A 17144-nucleotide genomic window follows, 5' to 3' on the forward strand; every position below is an offset into this window, starting at 1 on the left:
TCGCCCCTGACGTGCCTCTTCGGGCAGACAGGAGCGGAATTGTAATGGCTTCAGCGGCTTAGGGTCAAGTCCCGACCCCGGCGCGGATGCGGCCCGGGCGCCCCGCCACGATTGGCTGAACCAGCCAGCCGCGGCAGGCCCGCAATCCTGGCAAATCCGGCAATTGCCCCCACCTGACAAGCTGGGTACGCTGATCGATTGCCGTCCCCTCTCCGGCCCCACGCTGGCACGGGCTGACGCCCGGCCGGCACAACACGGACTTCTCATGGCGATGGATTTCATCCGCATCCGCGGCGCGCGGACGCACAACCTCAAGAACCTCGACCTCGACCTGCCGCGCGACAAGCTGATCGTGATCACCGGCCTGTCCGGCTCGGGCAAGTCGTCGCTGGCGTTCGACACCATCTACGCCGAAGGCCAGCGCCGCTACGTGGAGTCGCTGTCGGCGTACGCGCGGCAGTTCCTCAGCGTGATGGAAAAGCCCGACATCGACCACATCGAAGGCCTGTCGCCGGCGATCGCAATTGAGCAGAAATCGACCTCGCACAACCCGCGCTCCACGGTCGGCACCATCACCGAGATCTACGACTACCTGCGCCTGCTGTACGCACGCGTGGGCCAGCCGCGCTGCCCCGACCACGGCTATCCGCTGGAGGCGCAGACGGTCAGCCAGATGGTGGACCATATCCTGAGCCTGGATCCCGAGCAGCGCTACATGCTGCTGGCGCCGGTGATCCGCGAGCGCAAGGGCGAGCATGCGCAGGTGTTCGAGCAGCTGCGCGCGCAGGGCTTCGTGCGCGTGCGCGTGGACGGCGCGCTGTACGAAATCGACGCGGTGCCGGCGCTGGCGCTGCGCCAGAAGCACACCATCGAGGCGGTGATCGACCGCTTCCGCCCGCGCGCGGACATCAAGCAGCGCCTGGCCGAGAGCTTCGAGACCGCGCTGAAGCTGGCCGACGGCATGGTCTCGGTGCAATCGCTGGACGACACCGCGGCCGCGCCGCACCTGTTCTCCTCCAAGTACAGCTGCCCGGTCTGCGACTACTCGCTGCCGGAGCTGGAACCGCGGCTGTTCTCGTTCAACGCGCCGATGGGCGCCTGCCCGAGCTGCGACGGCCTGGGCGTGGCCGAGTTCTTCGATCCCGAGCGCGTGGTGGTGCATCCGGAGCTGTCGCTGTCGGCCGGCGCGGTGCGCGGCTGGGACCGGCGCAATGCCTACTATTTCCAGCTGATCGCCTCGCTGGCCAAGCACTACAAGTTCGACGTGGACGCGCCGTGGCAATCGCTGCCGGCGAGCGTGCGCCAGGCGGTGCTGTACGGCAGCGGCGACGAAACCATCACCTTCACCTACTTCACCGACGCCGGCGGCCGCAGCCAGCGCAAGCACCGCTTCGAAGGCATCATCCCCAACCTGGAGCGCCGCTACCGCGAGACCGAATCGCCGGCGGTGCGCGAGGAACTGGCCAAGTACATCAGCCAGCGGCCGTGCCCGGACTGCAAGGGCGCGCGCCTGAACAAGGCCGCGCGCAACGTGTTCGTCGCCGACCGCCCGCTGCCGGACCTGGTGGTGCTGCCGATCGACGACGCGCTGCGCTTCTTCCGCCAGCTCGACCTGCCCGGCTGGCGCGGCGAGATCGCCAGCAAGATCGTCAAGGAGATCGGCGAGCGGCTCGGCTTCCTGGTCGATGTGGGCCTGGATTACCTGACCCTGGAACGCAAGGCCGACACCCTGTCCGGCGGCGAGGCGCAGCGCATCCGCCTGGCCAGCCAGATCGGCGCCGGCCTGGTCGGGGTGATGTACGTGCTCGACGAACCGTCGATCGGCCTGCACCAGCGCGACAACGAACGCCTGCTCGGCACGCTGACGCGGCTGCGCGACCTGGGCAACACGGTGATCGTGGTCGAACACGACGAGGACGCGATCCGCCTGGCCGACTACGTGCTGGACATCGGCCCCGGCGCCGGCGTGCACGGCGGCGAGATCGTCGGCCAGGGCACGGTGGCGGACCTGCTGAAGGCGCCGCGCTCGCTGACCGGCCAGTACCTGTCGGGCAAGCGCCGCATCGAGATCCCGGCCAAGCGGCACAAGGCCAATCCGAAGATGACCCTGCACCTGCGCGGGGCCACCGGCAACAACCTCAAGAACGTGGACCTGGACATCCCGGCCGGGCTGCTGACCTGCATCACCGGCGTGTCCGGCTCGGGCAAGTCGACGCTGATCAACGACACCTTGTTCACCCTGGCCGCCAACGAGATCAACGGCGCCTCGCATGCGGTGGCGCCGTACCGCGAGATCGAACACCTGGACCTGTTCGACAAGGTGGTGGACATCGACCAGTCGCCGATCGGGCGCACCCCGCGCTCCAACCCGGCCACCTATACCGGCCTGTTCACGCCGCTGCGCGAGCTGTTCGCGCAGGTGCCAGAATCGCGTGCACGCGGCTATTCGCCGGGCCGTTTCAGCTTCAACGTGCGCGGCGGCCGCTGCGAGGCGTGCCAGGGCGATGGCCTGATCAAGGTCGAGATGCATTTCCTGCCCGATGTATACGTGCCCTGCGACGTGTGCCATGGCAAGCGCTACAACCGCGAGACGCTGGAGATCCTGTACAAGGGCTTCAACATCAACGACGTGCTGCAGATGACCGTGGAGGACGCGCTGCGCCTGTTCGAGCCGGTGCCGACCATCGCCCGCAAGCTGGAGACGCTGGTCGATGTCGGCCTGAGCTACATCAAGCTCGGGCAGAGCGCGACCACGCTTTCGGGCGGCGAAGCGCAGCGGGTGAAGCTGTCCAAGGAACTGTCGCGGCGCGACACCGGCCGCACCCTGTACATCCTCGACGAGCCGACCACCGGCCTGCACTTCCACGACATCGAGGCGCTGCTGGGCGTGCTGCACAAGCTGCGCGACGAAGGCAACACCGTGGTCGTGATCGAGCACAACCTGGACGTGATCAAGACCGCGGACTGGGTGGTAGACCTGGGCCCGGAGGGCGGCCATCGCGGCGGCACCATCCTCGCCACCGGCACCCCGGAGGACATCGCCGCGCATCCGGATTCCTACACCGGCCAGTTCCTGGCCAGGCTGCTGCCCGCCGGCACCGTGGCCAAGCCGACCAAACCGGCAGCGATGGCCAACAAGCCCGACGCGCTGCCGCCGCGCAAGAGCAAAGCCGAGAAGGCCGCCGCCAAGAAGGCGGCCAAGAAGACCACGACCAAGAAGAAGGCCGCACGATGAGCGCATCTCCCGCCGATTCCGCCTTCCCCTCGCACAAGCCGCTGGCGCGCGTGCCGATCAGCGTGCGCTGGCGCGACATGGACAGCATGGGCCACGTCAACAACGCCAAGTACATCTCCTACCTGGAAGAGGCGCGCCTGCGCTGGCTGCTGCAGGTGGAGGGCTTCTCGATGCGCAACCGCATCGCCCCGGTGGTGGCCGCGACCAACGTCAACTACCGGCGCCCGATCGTGTGGCCGAACGACATCGTGGTGGAACTGTTCGTCGAGCGCATGGGCAGCAGCAGCATCACCGTCGGCCACCGCATCGTCGACCAGACCGACGACAGCGTGCTGCATTCGGACGGCAACGTGGTCGTGGTGTGGATCGACACCGAAACCGGCAAGAGCGCGCCGCTGCCGGACGAGATCCGCGCGGCCTGCGGCTGAAAGGCCGGGGCTCGGGACTCGGGGCTCGGGGCTCGGGGCTCGGGGCTCGGGGCTCGGGGCTCGGGGCTCGGGGTGATGTACCTGGGCAAATCGATGTCAAGCGATTTGATGCAAAAAGAGCCGATTTTTAAAAAAAAAAGCGGCTTTTTTCAGCTCCGGCGCAGCTGCTTTTCTGTAGGAGGGGCTTCAGCCCCGACGCCTTACCGGTAACGCGTCGGGGCTGAAGCCCCTCCTACAGAAAAGCGCAGAAGCTGCGGACTTGCGAAAATCCCGAGTCCCGAGTCCCGAGTCCCGAAAAAACTACGGCTTGCCAGCACTCACCTTCAACGCGCCCCGCACTTCGCGCCCGTCCTCCAGCACGAAGCTGATCGGCACGCTCGCCCCCTCGCGCAGCGGCTGCGCCGGCTGCATCAGCATCAGGTGCAGGCCGCCGGGCTGCAGCACCGCGTCGGCGCCGGCGGTAAGCGGCAGGCGCTCGAGCTCGCGCATCTTGCTGACCCCGTCCACCTGCGTGGTCTGGTGCAGGCTCACCTCGGCGAACGCCGGGCTGCGCACAAGCACCACCGCCAGCGTCTGCCCGCACGGGTTGTGCAGGCGGCCGAAGCCGGCAGCCATCGGCATCGCCGCGCTCGGCGGCAGCCGCACCCAGCCGGCCTGCCATTGCGGCAAACAGCCAGCCGCCTTGCTCGCGGCGGGCGCCGCGAAGATGGCCCCCGGCGCCAACCCGGCCAAACACGCTAGCCCGATGGCCAGCCCCCGTACGCATGCGGATGGTTTGAGCTTCATGGCTCTATGATAGCCGTCCCGCGACCCGCCGCCTTCGGAAGCTGCACATGACTTCGCTGATCCAGGTTCTCGACCACGGCCCCATCCGCCAGCTGCGCCTGGCGCGCGCGCCGGCCAATGCGCTCGATACCGCCCTGTGCACCGAACTGGCCGCGGCGATCGCGCAGGCGCAGGCCGACGCGGTGTCCGCGCTGGTCCTGTCCGGCAGCGAACGCATCTTCTCCGCCGGCATGGACGTGCCGGACCTGCTCGGGCACGGCAGCGACCGCGCCAAGCTGCTCGGCAGCTGGAAGGCGTTCTTCGCCGCGGCGCGCGCGCTGGCCAACAGCGCGATCCCGGTGGTGGCGGCGCTGACCGGCCATGCGCCGGCCGGCGGCTGCGTGCTGGCGCTGTGCTGCGACTACCGGGTGATGGCACGCAGCCCGGAGCCGGCGCACCCGGTCACGATCGGACTCAACGAGACCCAGGTCGGCCTGGCCGCGCCGGAAGGCATCCAGCGCCTGCTGCGGCGCGTGGTCGGCGCGCACCGCGCAGAGCGGCTGCTGGTCGGCGGCGAACTGGTCAGCGCCGAGCGTGCGCTGCAGATCGGCCTGGTCGACGAACTGGTGGACGCCGAACAGGTGGTCGCGCGTGCGCTGGCCTGGCTGCAGGACCTGTCGAGGCTTCCACGGCAGCCGATGCTGCAGACCCGCGCGATCGCCCGCGCCGACCTGCGCGCCGCGCTGGCCGACGAGCACATCCAGCTCGAGCGCCTCGTCGACGGCTGGCAGGCGCCGGACACCCAGGCCGCGCTGCACGCGCTGGTGGCCAGGCTGGGCAAGCGCTGAGCGGCGCCTGCACGCAGGCCGGCGCGGGCCGCCCGCTATAATCGTGGACAGTCCTCGTCCAGGCCCCGCCTCTTGTCCGCCAAGCCACCCGACCCCGTCGTCTCCGAACTGATCGAACTGCTGTCGCTGGAACGGCTGGAGGACAACCTGTTCCGCGGCAAGAGCCGCGACATCGGCACCAAGTACGTGTTCGGCGGGCAGGTGCTGGGGCAGGCGTTGTCGGCAGCGCATGCGACGGTGGACAACGGCCGCCGCGCGCATTCGCTGCATGCCTATTTCCTGCGCGCCGGCGACATCGACCATCCCCTCGTGTACGAGGTGGACCGCACCCGCGATGGCGGCAGTTTCTCGGTGCGCCGGGTCACCGCGCTCCAGCACGGCAAGGTGATCTTCTTCTGCGCCGCATCGTTCCAGGAGCAGGAAGACGGGGCCACCCACCAGCTGAAGATGCCGGAAGTGCCGCAGCCGGAAGACATCGAGCCGACCCAGGCCGCGCGCCCGGAGGTGCTGGCGACGCTGCCGACCAAGGTGCAGCGCTGGCTCTCGCGCGGCGGCCCGTTCGAGTTCCGCCACGTCTACCCGCGCGACGAACTGAACCCGCCCAAGCGCCCGCCGTTCCAGCAGATGTGGCTGCGCCTGAGCGAGCCGGTCGGCGACGCGCCGGAACTGCACCAGGCGCTGCTGGCCTATGCCTCGGATTTCCACCTGCTCGGCACTGCGACCTTCCCGCACGGCATCAGCTACTACACGCCGAACGTGCAGATGGCCTCGCTCGACCATGCGCTGTGGTTCCACCGCCCGTTCCGCGCCGACGACTGGCTGCTGTATGCGCTGGACAGTCCCAGCGCGCAGGGCTCACGCGGGCTGGCGCGCGGCCAGTTCTTCACCCGCGACGGGGTGCTGGTCGCGAGCACCGTGCAGGAAGGCCTGATCCGCGTGGTGCCCGATGTCGGCGCCGCGGCGCAGGTCCCGGCCAAGCACTGAGGCGGCGACGATGCGGCAGATCTTCAGCAGTCAACGCGTGGAAACCGCCGAAGGCGTGGCCAAGTTGTTGCGCGAGCAAGGCATCGAGGTGCGGCTGAGCAACGGCCGCTCCTACCGCAGCCGGCGCAGCGGCCAGTTCAGCTACATCGACCCGGTGGCGACGCAGGTGCAGCCGACGGTGTGGGTGGTGCATGCCGACGACCAGCCGCGCGCGCGCGCCGTGCTGCGCGAGTCCGGCCTGATCGACAGCACCCGCCAGGACCCGGCGCAGACGCTGCCGTACCTGAGCGAATTCCGCTCGCAGGCGGTGCCGGATAGCGGCAAGCGCTGGGCGTGGCGGCTGCGTGTCGCGCTGCTGCTGGCGATCGGCGCGGTGGCGCTGGTGACGGTGCTGCGCCATCGCGGCAATCAGGCCACCGTCCCCACTCCGGCGGTGGCACCAGCCGCCGCGCCGGCGCCGCAACCGGCACGGGACAACGACGAAGAAGTGCGGGTACGCGTGCAACCGGCGCAACGCGGCAACTGAGTCGGCGGCGGCAAAGGCATGCTGTTTCTTGCAGGGTTTGGGGTGGCCGTTGACGGCCGCCGAAGCCGGAGATTTCCTCACCGCGCCTGTGGGGGTTGAAGCCGCTGGCGATCGGCTGGCTGAGTGCAATGCTGGCTGGCTGCACTGTAGGAGGGGCTTCAGCCCCGACAGGCTGCCGAAGTTCGCGACTTCGCCGATGGGCCTGTCGCGGTTGAAACCGCTCCTGCAGGAGCATGGCGATCGGCCAGGTGCATTGCGGAGCGCTGCCAACAAATAAAAACGCCCCTGCGCATTGCTGCGCAGGAGCGGCTGTCGATCGGCGCCTTGTTGCTTGTTACGGGGTGAAACGGTCAGTTCGCGTCGGGTGCGGCAGGCATCGGCTTCGCGCCATGGTTCTGGCCGGGCTTGTGCATCCACATCGACTGCGCCGCGTCGAACTCGGCGCGGCTGAGCATGCCGTCCTTGTTGGTGTCGGCCTTGGCGAACCAGGCGTCGCGATGCTGCTTGGCGCGCAGTTCGAAATCGGCACGATCGACGAAGCCGTCCTTGTTCACGTCCATCTTGTCGAAGCGCGCGGCGAACGTCGGATCGGCCTTGGCCTCGTCGCGGCTGATGCGGCCGTCCTTGTTGGCGTCCAGCTTGGCCAGCATGGCGCCATGCCAGCCACGTCCGCCGCGCTCGCCGTGGCGGCCATGGCGCGGGAACTCGTCGGGACTCAGCTTGCCGTCGTGGTTCTTGTCCAGCGCGTCGAAATGCTCGGCCAGGCGCGGATTGGCCGCGGCCTCGCTACGGTCGACGACGCCGTCGCCGTTCTTGTCCAGCCGGGCGAAGCCGCCGGCAGCGGCCGACGCGGCCGGATCCGACGGCGGCGGGTTGGCGGCATAGGCGCCGCCGGACAGCACGGCAAGCATGGCCAGGGCGAGCAGCGGGTTGCGGTAATTCATGGAAAACTCCCTGAGGGAAAGGAAGACACCTGCCGGTGCGGCAAGCGCGTGCGGCAGTCGCCAGCGCAGCAGGAACGGACCGACAGGCGGGCCGGCGCAGCGGCGCCTTCACTGCAATCAACGCCCCGTTGCGGGCGCGGCTGACCCGCGCCGGGGCGCATTCATGCGGCGGACAGTCGCGGCCGCTGCGATCGCGAAGCGCTATGCTCGGTGCATGGTCATCCCCACCGACGCCAGCGACGACCTGCGCCTGTTCCAGACCGGCCAGCACGCCTGCGGCTATTGGCCCGAGCGGCAGGCGCGCGACCTGGTGCTGGACCCGCACGATCCGCGCGTGGGCGCGCTGTATCCGCTGGCGCTGAGCTGGGGCTTCCGCCGCTCCGGCGACCTGGTCTACCGGCCGCATTGCGACCACTGCCGCGCCTGCGTGGCGGTGCGCATTCCGGTCGCCGAGTTCGTGCCCGACCGCAGCCAGCGCCGCTGCCTGGCGCGCAACGCCGATATCGACATACGCATCGTCGCCGCCGAACGCAACGAGGAACAGCTGGCGCTGTACCAGCGCTACCTGCGCATGCGCCATCCCGGCGGCGGCATGGACACCCATGGCGCGCACGAGTTCGACCAGTTCCTGATCGGCGGTTGGTCGCATGGGCGTTTCCTGGAGATGCGGCAGAAGAGCGCGGACGGACAGCGCGGGCCGCTGCTCGGGGTGGCGGTCACCGACATCGCCGAGCAGGCCCTGTCGGCGGTGTACACCTTCTACGATCCCGACGTCGCCGCGCGCGGGCTGGGCACGCTGGCGATCCTGCAGCAGATCGCATGGGCCAGACGCGAAGGCCTGAGCCATCTGTACCTGGGCTACTGGATCCGCGGCCACCAGAAGATGGACTACAAGCGCCGCTTCCGGCCATTGCAGGCCTACGACGGGCGCAGCTGGCGCGATTTCGACGACGACGCGGGCCGCCTCGCCGACTAGCCCGGCAGCACTCGCCTGCGGCCTGCGTGCGCCGCCGCGCGGCACCCAAACCCTGCCATGCGCTCCCGCTCGATCCGCCGCGCTCCGCGCGCCGCCATGGCGCCATCGTTCGGACATGCACCGCATGCGAATATGCGCGCATGAACCCACGCGCCCTGTTGCTTGCCCTGACCCTGCTGTGCGGCGCCTGCTCGCACACCGGCTCCGCCCCGACCGCGGCCACGCCGGCAGCGCCCACCCGCGCGGCGCTGCGCGTGGCCACCTACAATACCTCGCTGAATGCGGACGAGGACGGCGGCCTGATCGCCGCCCTGCAGGGCGGCAGCGCGCAGGCGCGCAAGATCGCCGCGGTGCTGCAGCAGGTGCGCCCGGACCTGGTGCTGCTCAACGAATTCGACTACGACGACGCACACCGCGCCGCCGATCTGTTCCAGCAGCGCTACCTGGACGTCGCCCAGCCCCTAGGCGGCGCCGCGCTGCACTACCCATACCGCTACCTGGCGCCGGTCAACACCGGCGTGCCCAGCGGCCTGGACCTGGACAACAACGGCAGCGCCGGCGGCGATGGACGCGCGCGCGGCAACGACGCCTGGGGCTACGGCCTGCATCCCGGCCAGTACGGCATGCTGCTGCTGTCCAGGTACCCGATCGACGCCGCCGCGGTGCGCAGCTTCCGCCTGCTGAAGTGGAGCGCGCTGCCCGGCGCGCTGCGACCGATCGATCCGGCCAGCGGCCACCCGTTCCACAGCGACGCGGTCTGGGCGCAACTGCGGCTATCGTCGAAATCGCATTGGGACGTGCCGGTCCGCACGCCGCTGGGCTTGGTCCATGCCTTGGTCGCGCATCCCACGCCGCCGGTGTTCGACGGTCCCGAGAAGCGCAACCTGGCGCGCAACCACGACGAGCTGCGGCTGTGGCACGAGTATCTGGACAACCGCGCCGGCACGGCATGGCTGTGCGACGACGCCGGCCGCTGCGGCGGCCTCGCCGCCGATGCGCGCTTCGTGATCCTCGGCGATCTCAACAACGACATCATCGACGGCGATGGCCGCCATGACGCGATCCGCGCCCTTGTCGAACACCCGCGCGTGCTGCGCTACCCGACCCCGCACAGCGCCGGCGGCGAAGAAACCGCACGCGCCTACGCCGCACACGGCATCGCCCACCGCGGCCCGCCGCAGCAGGTGACTGGCGATTTCGGGCCGAAGGCCGGTGCGATGCGGCTGGACTACGTGTTGCCGTCGAACGATTTCCGCTACCTGGACAGCGGCGTGTTCTGGCCGGCCTCCAGCGTGCCGGCCGCGGCGATCGCCGACGGCAGCGACCATCACCTGGTATGGGTGGATGTGGCGCTGCAGCCGCGATCGGGGACTAAGGACTAGGCAGTCGGAAAGGCGGTCCGCTCAGGCCTGCAATTCGATGGTCAATGCGGTGGCGGCGGCGCGGGCGATTTGCCGCGCTTCGTCGATGCTGGCGCCGCGCGCCAGGGTCACGCCGACGCGGCGGTGGCCGTGCACGCCGGGCTTGCCGAACAGGCGCAGCGCGGTGTCCGGGGCCTGCAGCGCGGCGGCGACGTTGCCGAACAGCGGCACGCCTTCGCCGTGCGCCAGCAACGCGCACGAGGCCGATGGACCGCTCTGGCGGATGACCGGGATCGGCAGGCCCAGGATCGCGCGCGCATGCAGCGCGAACTCGCTCAGTTCCTGCGACACCAGGGTGACCAGGCCGGTGTCGTGCGGCCGCGGCGACACTTCGCTGAACCAGACATCGTCGCCCTTGACGAACAGTTCCACGCCGAACAAGCCCCAGCCGCCGAGGTCGTCGGTGACCGCGCGCGCGATCTGCTGCGCGCGCTGCAGCGCCAGCGCCGACATCGGCTGCGGCTGCCAGCTCTCGCGGTAGTCGCCGTCCTTCTGCCAGTGCCCGATCGGATCGCAGAACGCCGTACCGGCGGCATGGCGCACGGTCAGCAGGGTGATTTCGTAATCGAAGTCGATGAAGCCTTCGACGATGCAGCGGCCGGCGCCGGCGCGGCCGCCGGTCTGCGCGTAGTCCCAGGCGGCGTCGATGTCGGCCTCGCTGCGCAGCGTGCTCTGGCCCTTGCCCGAGGACGACATCACCGGCTTGACCACGCACGGCAGGCCGACCGCGGCGATCGCGGCGCGGTATTCCTCCGGCGTGTCGACGAAGCGGTACGGCGAGGTCGGCAGGCCCAGGGTTTCGGCGGCCAGGCGGCGGATGCCCTCGCGGTCCATGGTCAGCCGTGCCGCGCGCGCGGTCGGGATCACGCGCTGGCCGTGCTCGCGTTCCAATGCCACCAGCGTCTCGGTGTGGATCGCCTCGATCTCCGGCACGATCAGGTGCGGCTGCTCGCGCGCGATCAGTTCGCGCAGCGCCATCGCATCAAGCATGTCCAGCACGTGCGAGCGGTGCGCCACCTGCATCGCCGGCGCGTCGGCATAGCGGTCGGCGGCAATCACCTCCACGCCGAAGCGCTGCAGCTCGATCGCCACTTCCTTGCCCAGTTCGCCCGAGCCCAGCAACAGCACGCGGGTGGCGGAAGCGGACAGCGGGGTTCCCAGGGTGGTCATGGCGGCGGTGCCTGCGCGAATAGAGAGAAGACACCATTCTAGCTGCCGCCCGCTGACGGCAGTCCTGCGCCGGCGCCGCGCGCGCAGGACGGGATGCTATCTTCATCGTCCACGCCTGGGACGCTGCCATGAAGCGACGCACTGCCGAGTGCACCTACCGATCGTCGCGCGCCCGCGCGACACCTGCAGACGGCTGCCGCCATGCGCCGGCAGCGCTGCCGGCTGGCGTCTGCGGAAACCTCCACGCCGCAGCGCCCCGCCCATGCACTCGCTGATACCGGCCGAGGCCTACATCGACGAGGCCTAGTTCGCCCGCGAGCGCGAGCGGCTGATGCGGCCGCTGTGACAGTTCGTCGCCCCGCGCATGCTGCTGGACAAGCACAACGCCTTCGTGCGCCGCTCGGTGTGCGGGGTGGATGTGGTGGTGCAGAACGTCGATGGCGAGCTGCGCGCGTTCCACAACCTGTGCCTGCATCGCCAGAACCCGCTGCAGCAACAGCCGCAGGGCGTGCGGCCGCTGGTCTGCGGCTATCACGGCTGGCGCTACGGCGCCGAGGGCGGGATCGAGAACATCCCGTTCCACGACGACGCCTATCGCCTGCCGCCGCAGCAACGCGCATGCCTGCGGCTCAAGCGCTTCGCCGTGGCCTGCATCGGCAACCTGGTGTTCGTGAATGTTTCCGCAGATCCGCTGCCGCTGGAAGCGCAGTTCTCGCTGCCGGCGCTGGACATGCTGTGGCGGGCGTCCGAACAGTTCGACAGCGAAGTGTTGGTCGCGACCTTCGAGGCCAACTTCAACTGGAAGCTGGCCTACGAGAACCTGCGCGATGCGCTGCACCCGCGCTTCGTGCATGCACGCACCCTGGCCCGGCAGGTGAAGTTCCAGGTGCAGATGGACGACGCCCGCATCGCCGATGCGCACCGCTATCACGCGCAAGGCAGCGCCGCGCAGGCCGAACACCTGGCGCGCCAGCGTAGTTTCAGCAACGACGGCTTGAACGAACCGCTGCAGTCGCTGCCGCACTACGCCTGGCACGACAAGGTCGAGCGCTTCGGCAACGACGACTGGTACATGAACTGGCTACTGTACCCCACTCTGCACATCGCCTCGGGGTCGGGCGGCTATTCCTTCATCATCGAGCACCACCAGCCGCTGTCCGCGCAGCGCACCGATCTCACCGTGTATTACGTCACCGCACGCAAGAAGCACCGCTACGCGACCTCCGATACGGTGCTGCTGGCGCATCTGCAAGGCGCCGAGATGGTCGGCGCCGGCGCGATCGTCGGCGCACACTGCGACATCGCCTACAACGCCTGGATCAGAACCGCGGCCGTGCTGGAACACGGCGCGAAGATCGGCGCGTCGGCATGGATCGACGCCGGGGTTTTCATCGGTGCGCAAGCGGTGATCGGCAGCCACGCGACGCTGGGCCGGCGAGTGGACATCGCCGCAGGCGTGCGCGTCGGCAAACGCTGCACCGTCGATGTCCCCGGTTGCTACCGCAGCGACATCGCCGTCGGCACCCATCACCTGGCCACGCTGCGCACGCCGGTGGTCATCATCGACGGCTGATCGCCGCGTCTGCCGCAGCGCACGCCGTGTCCTCTGCCCGCAGCGGTGCCGGGCGGCAACGCCGTGCCTGTACGGGCGACGCATCGTGCCTGAGGCAGCAGCCACCAGCGCGCAGCGCACTCCCCGGCAGCCATGACGGCAATGCCTTCGCCAAGCGGCGCCGCTCGATCGGCGCCGCAGCAACATGGCACCCCTTGCAAAACGATATCAAAGTGATATCTTTTGCTCACACCCCTTTGGGAACCCCGCCATGAAAGAACGCACGCTTCGCTCGCTGCCCGGCATTCCGCTCCTGCTCGGCGTCCTGGTCCTGGCCGGACTGGCGCTGTGGCTGTTTGGCGTCGGCATCACCAAGGACCCGGTCGGCGACGGGCCAAGCTCGCTGCCGCTGCCGCTGGTGCTGCTGTCGCTGCTGCTCGGCGCCGTCGCACTGTCCAGCCTGTGCGGCCTGTACACGGTGCAGCCGAACCAGGCCGCGGTACTGAGCCTGTTCGGCAAGTACGTGGGCACGGTCAAGGACAACGGCCTGCGCTGGAACAATCCCTTCTATTCCAAGAAAAAAGTCAGCCAGCGCGTGCGCAACTTCGAGAGCGGCCGGCTCAAGGTCAACGAACTGGACGGTAGCCCGATCGAGATCGCCGCGGTGATCGTGTGGCAGGTGATCGATGCGTCCGAGGCGGTGTACAACGTCGACGACTATGAGAGCTTCGTGCACATCCAGTCCGAATCGGCGCTGCGCGCGATGGCCACCAGCTATCCCTACGACCAGCACGAGGACGGCCAGATCTCGCTGCGCAGCCACCCCACCGAGATCAGCGAGCAGCTCAAACGCCACCTCGACGAGCGCCTGACCCAGGCCGGCGTGGACGTGATCGAAGCGCGCATCAGCCACCTCGCCTACGCGCCGGAAATCGCCCAGGCGATGCTGCAGCGACAACAAGCCAATGCGGTGATCGCCGCACGCACGCGCATCGTCGCCGGCGCGGTGGGCATGGTCGAGATGGCGCTGACCGAACTGGAGAAGAACGGCACCGTGCAACTGGACGAGGAACGCAAGGCGCATATGGTCAGCAACCTGCTGACCGTGCTGTGCTCGGACCGCGGCGCGCAACCGATCGTCAACGCCGGCTCGCTGTACTGATGCGCGAGCCCCGCCACTTCCGTGCGGCAGCGGCCGCACGGATGCACAGGAGCCATCCCGCATGAGCGAGAAGAAGGCCTATCCGCTGCGCATCAACGCCGACGTGCTGGCGGCGGTGCAGCGCTGGGCCGACGACGAGCTGCGCAGCCTCAACGCGCAGATCGAATATGTGTTGCGCGACGCGCTGCGCAAGGCCGGCCGGCTGCCCAAGCCCGGCGACGACAAGGAACCCAAGCCATGAGCACACGTTGGACCTACCTCACCGTCGAAGTGAAGTTCAAGCTCACCTTCCTCGGCAGAGCGGACCCCGAACCGATCCAAGCCGAACTGAACAAGCACGGCGCCCTGGGCTGGGAACTGGTCAGCGTGATCAACTCGCCACGTCTGCAGCCGATACTGCTGGTCTTCAAGAAGCAGAGCTGACATGCGCGGGCGCCGCTGCTTCATCCCGTTCCTGGCATTGCTGCTGCCCCCGGCCGCCGCGCTGGCCACCTCGCCGCGACAGACTGCCGATACGCTGCTGGATCGCCTGCAGGCCGGCGACATCGCTGCGGCCGAACGCGACTTCACGCCGGCGATGGCGCAAGCGGTGCCGGCTGAGAAACTGGCCGAGGCCTGGCACAGCGTGTCCGCGCAGATGGGCGCGTTGCAGCAGCGCGGCACCGCCAGCGAACGCCAGCAACAGGGCCTGAGCCTGATCCAGCAACGCCTGCAGTTCGAACGCGGGGCGATGCTGTTGCATGTCTCGGTGAACGCCGACGGCAAGATCGCCGGCCTGCTGATGACCCCGGCGGCGCCACCGGCACCGCCGCCACCCGCCGCCGATGCCGGCTTCGCCGAACAGGCGTTCGCGGCCGGTCCGCTGCCCGGCACCCTGGCCCTGCCGGCCGGCAAGGGACCGTTCCCGGTCGTGGTGCTGGTGCAGGGCTCCGGCCCGCTGGACCGCGACGAGAGTATCGGCCCGAACCGGCCGTTCCTCGATGTCGCGCGTGGCCTCGCCGCGCAAGGCATCGCAGTGCTGCGCTACGACAAACGCAGCTTCGCCCTGCCGGAAAGCTTCGCCGGGCGCATGGAGGACGGCTTCACCATGGACGACGAAACCACCGACGATGCCGTCGCCGCGGTCGCGGCGCTGGCGCGCACGCCGGGCATCGACCCCAGGCGCATCTTCGTGATGGGCCACAGCCAGGGCGGCATGCTCGCCGCGCGCATCGCGCGCATGTCCGGCAAGACCGCCGGCATCGTCCTGTGGGCGGCACCGGCGCGCGCGCTGCTGGACCTGCTGCTCGACCAGAACCGCTATCTGCTCGGCCTGCAAGGCACGCCGTCCGCCGAGGGCAAGGCACGCGTGGCCGAGATCGAGCGGCGCGTGGCCAAGGTCCGTGGCGACGGTGCGGTGGCGCGGACCGATTCGCCGCAGGAGCTGCCAGCCGCGTACTGGCGTGCGTTCGACAAGGTGGATCCGGTGGCCGACGTCCTCGCCCTGCGCCAGCCGGTGCTGTGGCTGCAGGGCGAGCGCGACTTCCAGGTCACCGCGCCGGACTGGCAGCGCTGGCAGCAGGCGCTGGGCGACAACCCGCGTGCGACCCTGCACCGCTATGCGCAGCTCAACCATCTCGGCATCGCCGGCAGCGGCGCGCCCGGGCCGGCCGAGTACGCGCACCCCGGACATGTCGACCCGCAGCTGATCGCCGACACCGCGCAGTGGATCCGCGCACAACGGATCCACGCACACCAGTGACCGCCATGCACAGCGATTCCCGCGCCGCACCGACCTGCCGCGACTACCGCGTGGCCACGCCCGGGCGCCTGCCGCTGCTGGGCCTGTGGCTGCCGCTGCTGCTCGCCGCCGGGCTGGTCGCCGCCGTGGGCCTGTCCAGCCCGGACCGCGGCCATCGCCTGCACTGGGCCACGCTGGCGCTGCTGCCCACGATCGGCACGGTGCTGAGTCTGTTCTACCTGCGGCGCTGCATCCGCCTGCAAGGAGCAACGCTGCTGGTCCGCTCCAGCCTGTTCGCCGCGCGCACCGACATCGCGCAGATCGATCTGGCGCAGGCACGCGTGCTGGACCTGGCCGAGCACGGCGAATTCGCGCCGACCCGTAGGAGCATCGCTTACAGCTTGCCCGGCTTCAAATCCGGCTGTTTCCGCATGCGCAACGGCCAGCGCGCGTTCTGCCTGCTCACCGATGCCAGCCGCGTGCTGGCGCTGCCGTTGCGCGACGGGCGCTGGCTGCTACTGAGCCCCGAACAACCGCGGCAACTGCTGCAGGACCTGCAACGGCTGGCCGCGCACCACGCTTAGCCCTACCCTGTGCGGATGCGCCCCGCTCCCGCCCTGCTGCTCAATACCCAATGCATCGAACTGCTGCCGGCCAGGTTGCTGCGCGCGCGCAGCAACCTCGATGCGCGTTTGCTCGCGCAGGCGACCTGGCTATTGCGGCGCAAGTGCGACGGCCGCTATCTGGCGGCCGCCTCCGCGCACGGCGTGCACGCGCTGCTGCCGCGGCTGATGCACGAACCCGGCATCGATGCGGCGCTGGATCGCCTCGACGCCCTGCCCGCGCGCCGGCAGCCCGATGCCGCCGCACGGCTGCCGCTGAGCGCGCTGCACGAACGCCTGGCCGGCCTCGGCCTGGACGCCGAGGACTACGCGCGCAGCACCGGCCTGCCGCTGCAGGCCGAACCCGCCACCCTGCATGCCGCCGGCCGCGACCGCTACCGGCGCCCGCTGTGGCTGAGCGCCGCCGCCGCGCGCGCCTGGCAGGCGCTGCAGCGCGCCGCCGCGCGCGACGGCGTGGTGCTGGAGGCGATCTCCGGCTACCGCAGCCACGATTACCAACTGAGCATCTTCGCGCGCAAGTTCGCGCGCGGGCAGACCGTGCAGCAGATCCTGCAGGTCAATGCCGCGCCCGGCTACAGCGAGCACCACAGCGGCGACGCGCTGGACATCGGCACGCCCGGCGAACCGCCGGCCGAAGAGAGCTTCGAGCGCACCGCGGCCTTCGCCTGGCTGTGCGCGCATGCCGCCGGCTTCGGCTACCGGATGAGCTATGCGCGCGACAATCCGCACGGCATCGTCTACGAACCCTGGCATTGGCGCTGGCACGCGGGCGCGCCGGCATGAAGGTCGG

General features: G+C 69.6%; 17 protein-coding genes. 14 read left to right on the forward strand and 3 right to left on the reverse strand.

Annotated features, from left to right (window positions below; translation table 11 throughout):
- The first annotated feature begins 265 nt into the window (after positions 1-265).
- Together uvrA and ISN38_RS04910 are read left to right on the forward strand one after the other, a co-directional pair.
- Entirely contained in the window at positions 266-3235 is a 2970-nt protein-coding gene (gene uvrA / locus ISN38_RS04905; RefSeq protein ID WP_003468914.1) for an excinuclease ABC subunit UvrA, read from the forward strand.
- Positions 3232-3663, forward strand: coding sequence for an acyl-CoA thioesterase (locus ISN38_RS04910; RefSeq protein ID WP_003468915.1), 432 nt, complete (start codon positions 3232-3234; stop codon positions 3661-3663). The genes uvrA and ISN38_RS04910 overlap by 4 nt, the downstream gene beginning before the upstream one ends.
- A 300-nt stretch (positions 3664-3963) precedes the next feature.
- On the opposite strand, the gene ISN38_RS04915 is transcribed toward ISN38_RS04910, so the two are convergent.
- Complete coding sequence (locus ISN38_RS04915; RefSeq protein WP_038237833.1) at positions 3964-4449, reverse strand: copper chaperone PCu(A)C; 486 nt, start codon at positions 4447-4449, stop codon at positions 3964-3966.
- A 47-nt stretch (positions 4450-4496) separates the two neighbouring features.
- On the opposite strand from ISN38_RS04915, the gene ISN38_RS04920 reads away from it, so the two are divergent.
- The 3 genes from ISN38_RS04920 (at position 4497) to ISN38_RS04930 (ending at position 6786) form a co-directional block, all read left to right on the forward strand.
- A complete protein-coding gene (locus ISN38_RS04920) occupies positions 4497-5276 on the forward strand; it encodes an enoyl-CoA hydratase/isomerase family protein (RefSeq protein WP_058358497.1) in 780 nt (259 codons plus the stop codon).
- 72 nt (positions 5277-5348) lie between these two features.
- Positions 5349-6260: an acyl-CoA thioesterase II gene (tesB, locus tag ISN38_RS04925; protein ID WP_003468922.1), complete on the forward strand. Its 912-nt coding sequence runs from the start codon at positions 5349-5351 to the stop codon at positions 6258-6260.
- Between the two features lie 10 nt (positions 6261-6270).
- On the forward strand, positions 6271-6786 hold the full coding sequence (locus ISN38_RS04930) for a putative signal transducing protein (RefSeq protein ID WP_003468925.1): 516 nt from the start codon (positions 6271-6273) through the stop codon (positions 6784-6786).
- A 350-nt stretch (positions 6787-7136) separates the two neighbouring features.
- Here ISN38_RS04930 and ISN38_RS04935 read toward each other — a convergent pair whose 3' ends face one another.
- Positions 7137-7730 (reverse strand): EF-hand domain-containing protein, encoded by a 594-nt coding sequence (locus ISN38_RS04935; protein ID WP_003468928.1) that lies wholly within the window; start codon positions 7728-7730, stop codon positions 7137-7139.
- Positions 7731-7893: 163 nt separating this feature from the next.
- Between ISN38_RS04935 and ISN38_RS04940 the strand changes: the two genes are divergently transcribed.
- Both ISN38_RS04940 and ISN38_RS04945 read left to right on the forward strand, forming a co-directional pair.
- Positions 7894-8706, forward strand: a complete 813-nt coding sequence (locus tag ISN38_RS04940) for an arginyltransferase (protein ID WP_230811756.1) — start codon at positions 7894-7896, stop codon at positions 8704-8706.
- A 140-nt stretch (positions 8707-8846) separates the two neighbouring features.
- Positions 8847-10088, forward strand: coding sequence for an endonuclease/exonuclease/phosphatase family protein (locus ISN38_RS04945; RefSeq protein ID WP_047324656.1), 1242 nt, complete (start codon positions 8847-8849; stop codon positions 10086-10088).
- A gap of 21 nt (positions 10089-10109) precedes the next feature.
- On the opposite strand, the gene purT is transcribed toward ISN38_RS04945, so the two are convergent.
- Positions 10110-11297: a formate-dependent phosphoribosylglycinamide formyltransferase gene (purT, locus tag ISN38_RS04950; protein WP_003468937.1), complete on the reverse strand. Its 1188-nt coding sequence runs from the start codon at positions 11295-11297 to the stop codon at positions 10110-10112.
- 364 nt (positions 11298-11661) lie between these two features.
- On the opposite strand from purT, the gene ISN38_RS04955 reads away from it, so the two are divergent.
- From ISN38_RS04955 to ISN38_RS04985, 7 genes are all read left to right on the forward strand, one after another.
- Positions 11662-12870, forward strand: a complete 1209-nt coding sequence (locus tag ISN38_RS04955) for a Rieske 2Fe-2S domain-containing protein (RefSeq protein ID WP_058362510.1) — start codon at positions 11662-11664, stop codon at positions 12868-12870.
- Between the two features lie 250 nt (positions 12871-13120).
- On the forward strand, positions 13121-14011 hold the full coding sequence (locus tag ISN38_RS04960; protein ID WP_108085125.1) for an SPFH domain-containing protein: 891 nt from the start codon (positions 13121-13123) through the stop codon (positions 14009-14011).
- Between the two features lie 61 nt (positions 14012-14072).
- Positions 14073-14252, forward strand: a complete 180-nt coding sequence (locus ISN38_RS04965) for a type II toxin-antitoxin system antitoxin (RefSeq protein WP_003468944.1) — start codon at positions 14073-14075, stop codon at positions 14250-14252.
- Positions 14249-14434 carry a DUF4177 domain-containing protein gene (locus ISN38_RS04970; RefSeq protein ID WP_003468945.1) on the forward strand — a complete coding sequence of 62 codons (186 nt, stop codon included), beginning with the start codon at positions 14249-14251 and terminating at the stop codon, positions 14432-14434. Before ISN38_RS04965 ends, ISN38_RS04970 begins: the two co-directional genes overlap by 4 nt.
- Before the next feature lies 1 nt (position 14435).
- The gene (locus tag ISN38_RS04975) at positions 14436-15752 is read left to right on the forward strand and encodes an alpha/beta hydrolase (protein WP_108085126.1); all 1317 of its coding nucleotides are present in this window, start codon (positions 14436-14438) and stop codon (positions 15750-15752) included.
- Positions 15753-15757: 5 nt separating this feature from the next.
- Positions 15758-16315: a PH domain-containing protein gene (locus ISN38_RS04980; protein ID WP_108085357.1), complete on the forward strand. Its 558-nt coding sequence runs from the start codon at positions 15758-15760 to the stop codon at positions 16313-16315.
- Positions 16316-16330: 15 nt separating this feature from the next.
- Positions 16331-17137 carry a M15 family metallopeptidase gene (locus ISN38_RS04985; RefSeq protein WP_058195577.1) on the forward strand — a complete coding sequence of 269 codons (807 nt, stop codon included), beginning with the start codon at positions 16331-16333 and terminating at the stop codon, positions 17135-17137.
- The last annotated feature ends 7 nt before the right edge of the window (positions 17138-17144 follow it).

The sequence above is a fragment of the Xanthomonas translucens pv. undulosa genome (assembly GCF_017301775.1).
GTDB classification, from domain to species: domain Bacteria; phylum Pseudomonadota; class Gammaproteobacteria; order Xanthomonadales; family Xanthomonadaceae; genus Xanthomonas_A; species Xanthomonas_A translucens.

What these genes read in the sequence shown, in the direction of transcription:
- purT (WP_003468937.1), bottom strand. Translation starts at nt 11,297, where the DNA reads ATGACCACCCTGGGAACCCCGCTGTCCGCTTCCGCCACCCGCGTGCTG.
- uvrA (WP_003468914.1), top strand. Translation starts at nt 266, where the DNA reads ATGGCGATGGATTTCATCCGCATCCGCGGCGCGCGGACGCACAACCTC.
- ISN38_RS04985 (WP_058195577.1), top strand. Translation starts at nt 16,331, where the DNA reads ATGCGCCCCGCTCCCGCCCTGCTGCTCAATACCCAATGCATCGAACTG.
- ISN38_RS04975 (WP_108085126.1), top strand. Translation starts at nt 14,436, where the DNA reads ATGCGCGGGCGCCGCTGCTTCATCCCGTTCCTGGCATTGCTGCTGCCC.
- ISN38_RS04940 (WP_230811756.1), top strand. Translation starts at nt 7,894, where the DNA reads ATGCGGCGGACAGTCGCGGCCGCTGCGATCGCGAAGCGCTATGCTCGG.
- ISN38_RS04910 (WP_003468915.1), top strand. Translation starts at nt 3,232, where the DNA reads ATGAGCGCATCTCCCGCCGATTCCGCCTTCCCCTCGCACAAGCCGCTG.
- ISN38_RS04955 (WP_058362510.1), top strand. Translation starts at nt 11,662, where the DNA reads ATGCTGCTGGACAAGCACAACGCCTTCGTGCGCCGCTCGGTGTGCGGG.
- ISN38_RS04945 (WP_047324656.1), top strand. Translation starts at nt 8,847, where the DNA reads ATGAACCCACGCGCCCTGTTGCTTGCCCTGACCCTGCTGTGCGGCGCC.
- ISN38_RS04920 (WP_058358497.1), top strand. Translation starts at nt 4,497, where the DNA reads ATGACTTCGCTGATCCAGGTTCTCGACCACGGCCCCATCCGCCAGCTG.
- ISN38_RS04965 (WP_003468944.1), top strand. Translation starts at nt 14,073, where the DNA reads ATGAGCGAGAAGAAGGCCTATCCGCTGCGCATCAACGCCGACGTGCTG.
- ISN38_RS04960 (WP_108085125.1), top strand. Translation starts at nt 13,121, where the DNA reads ATGAAAGAACGCACGCTTCGCTCGCTGCCCGGCATTCCGCTCCTGCTC.
- ISN38_RS04970 (WP_003468945.1), top strand. Translation starts at nt 14,249, where the DNA reads ATGAGCACACGTTGGACCTACCTCACCGTCGAAGTGAAGTTCAAGCTC.
- ISN38_RS04980 (WP_108085357.1), top strand. Translation starts at nt 15,758, where the DNA reads ATGCACAGCGATTCCCGCGCCGCACCGACCTGCCGCGACTACCGCGTG.
- ISN38_RS04930 (WP_003468925.1), top strand. Translation starts at nt 6,271, where the DNA reads ATGCGGCAGATCTTCAGCAGTCAACGCGTGGAAACCGCCGAAGGCGTG.
- ISN38_RS04935 (WP_003468928.1), bottom strand. Translation starts at nt 7,730, where the DNA reads ATGAATTACCGCAACCCGCTGCTCGCCCTGGCCATGCTTGCCGTGCTG.
- ISN38_RS04915 (WP_038237833.1), bottom strand. Translation starts at nt 4,449, where the DNA reads ATGAAGCTCAAACCATCCGCATGCGTACGGGGGCTGGCCATCGGGCTA.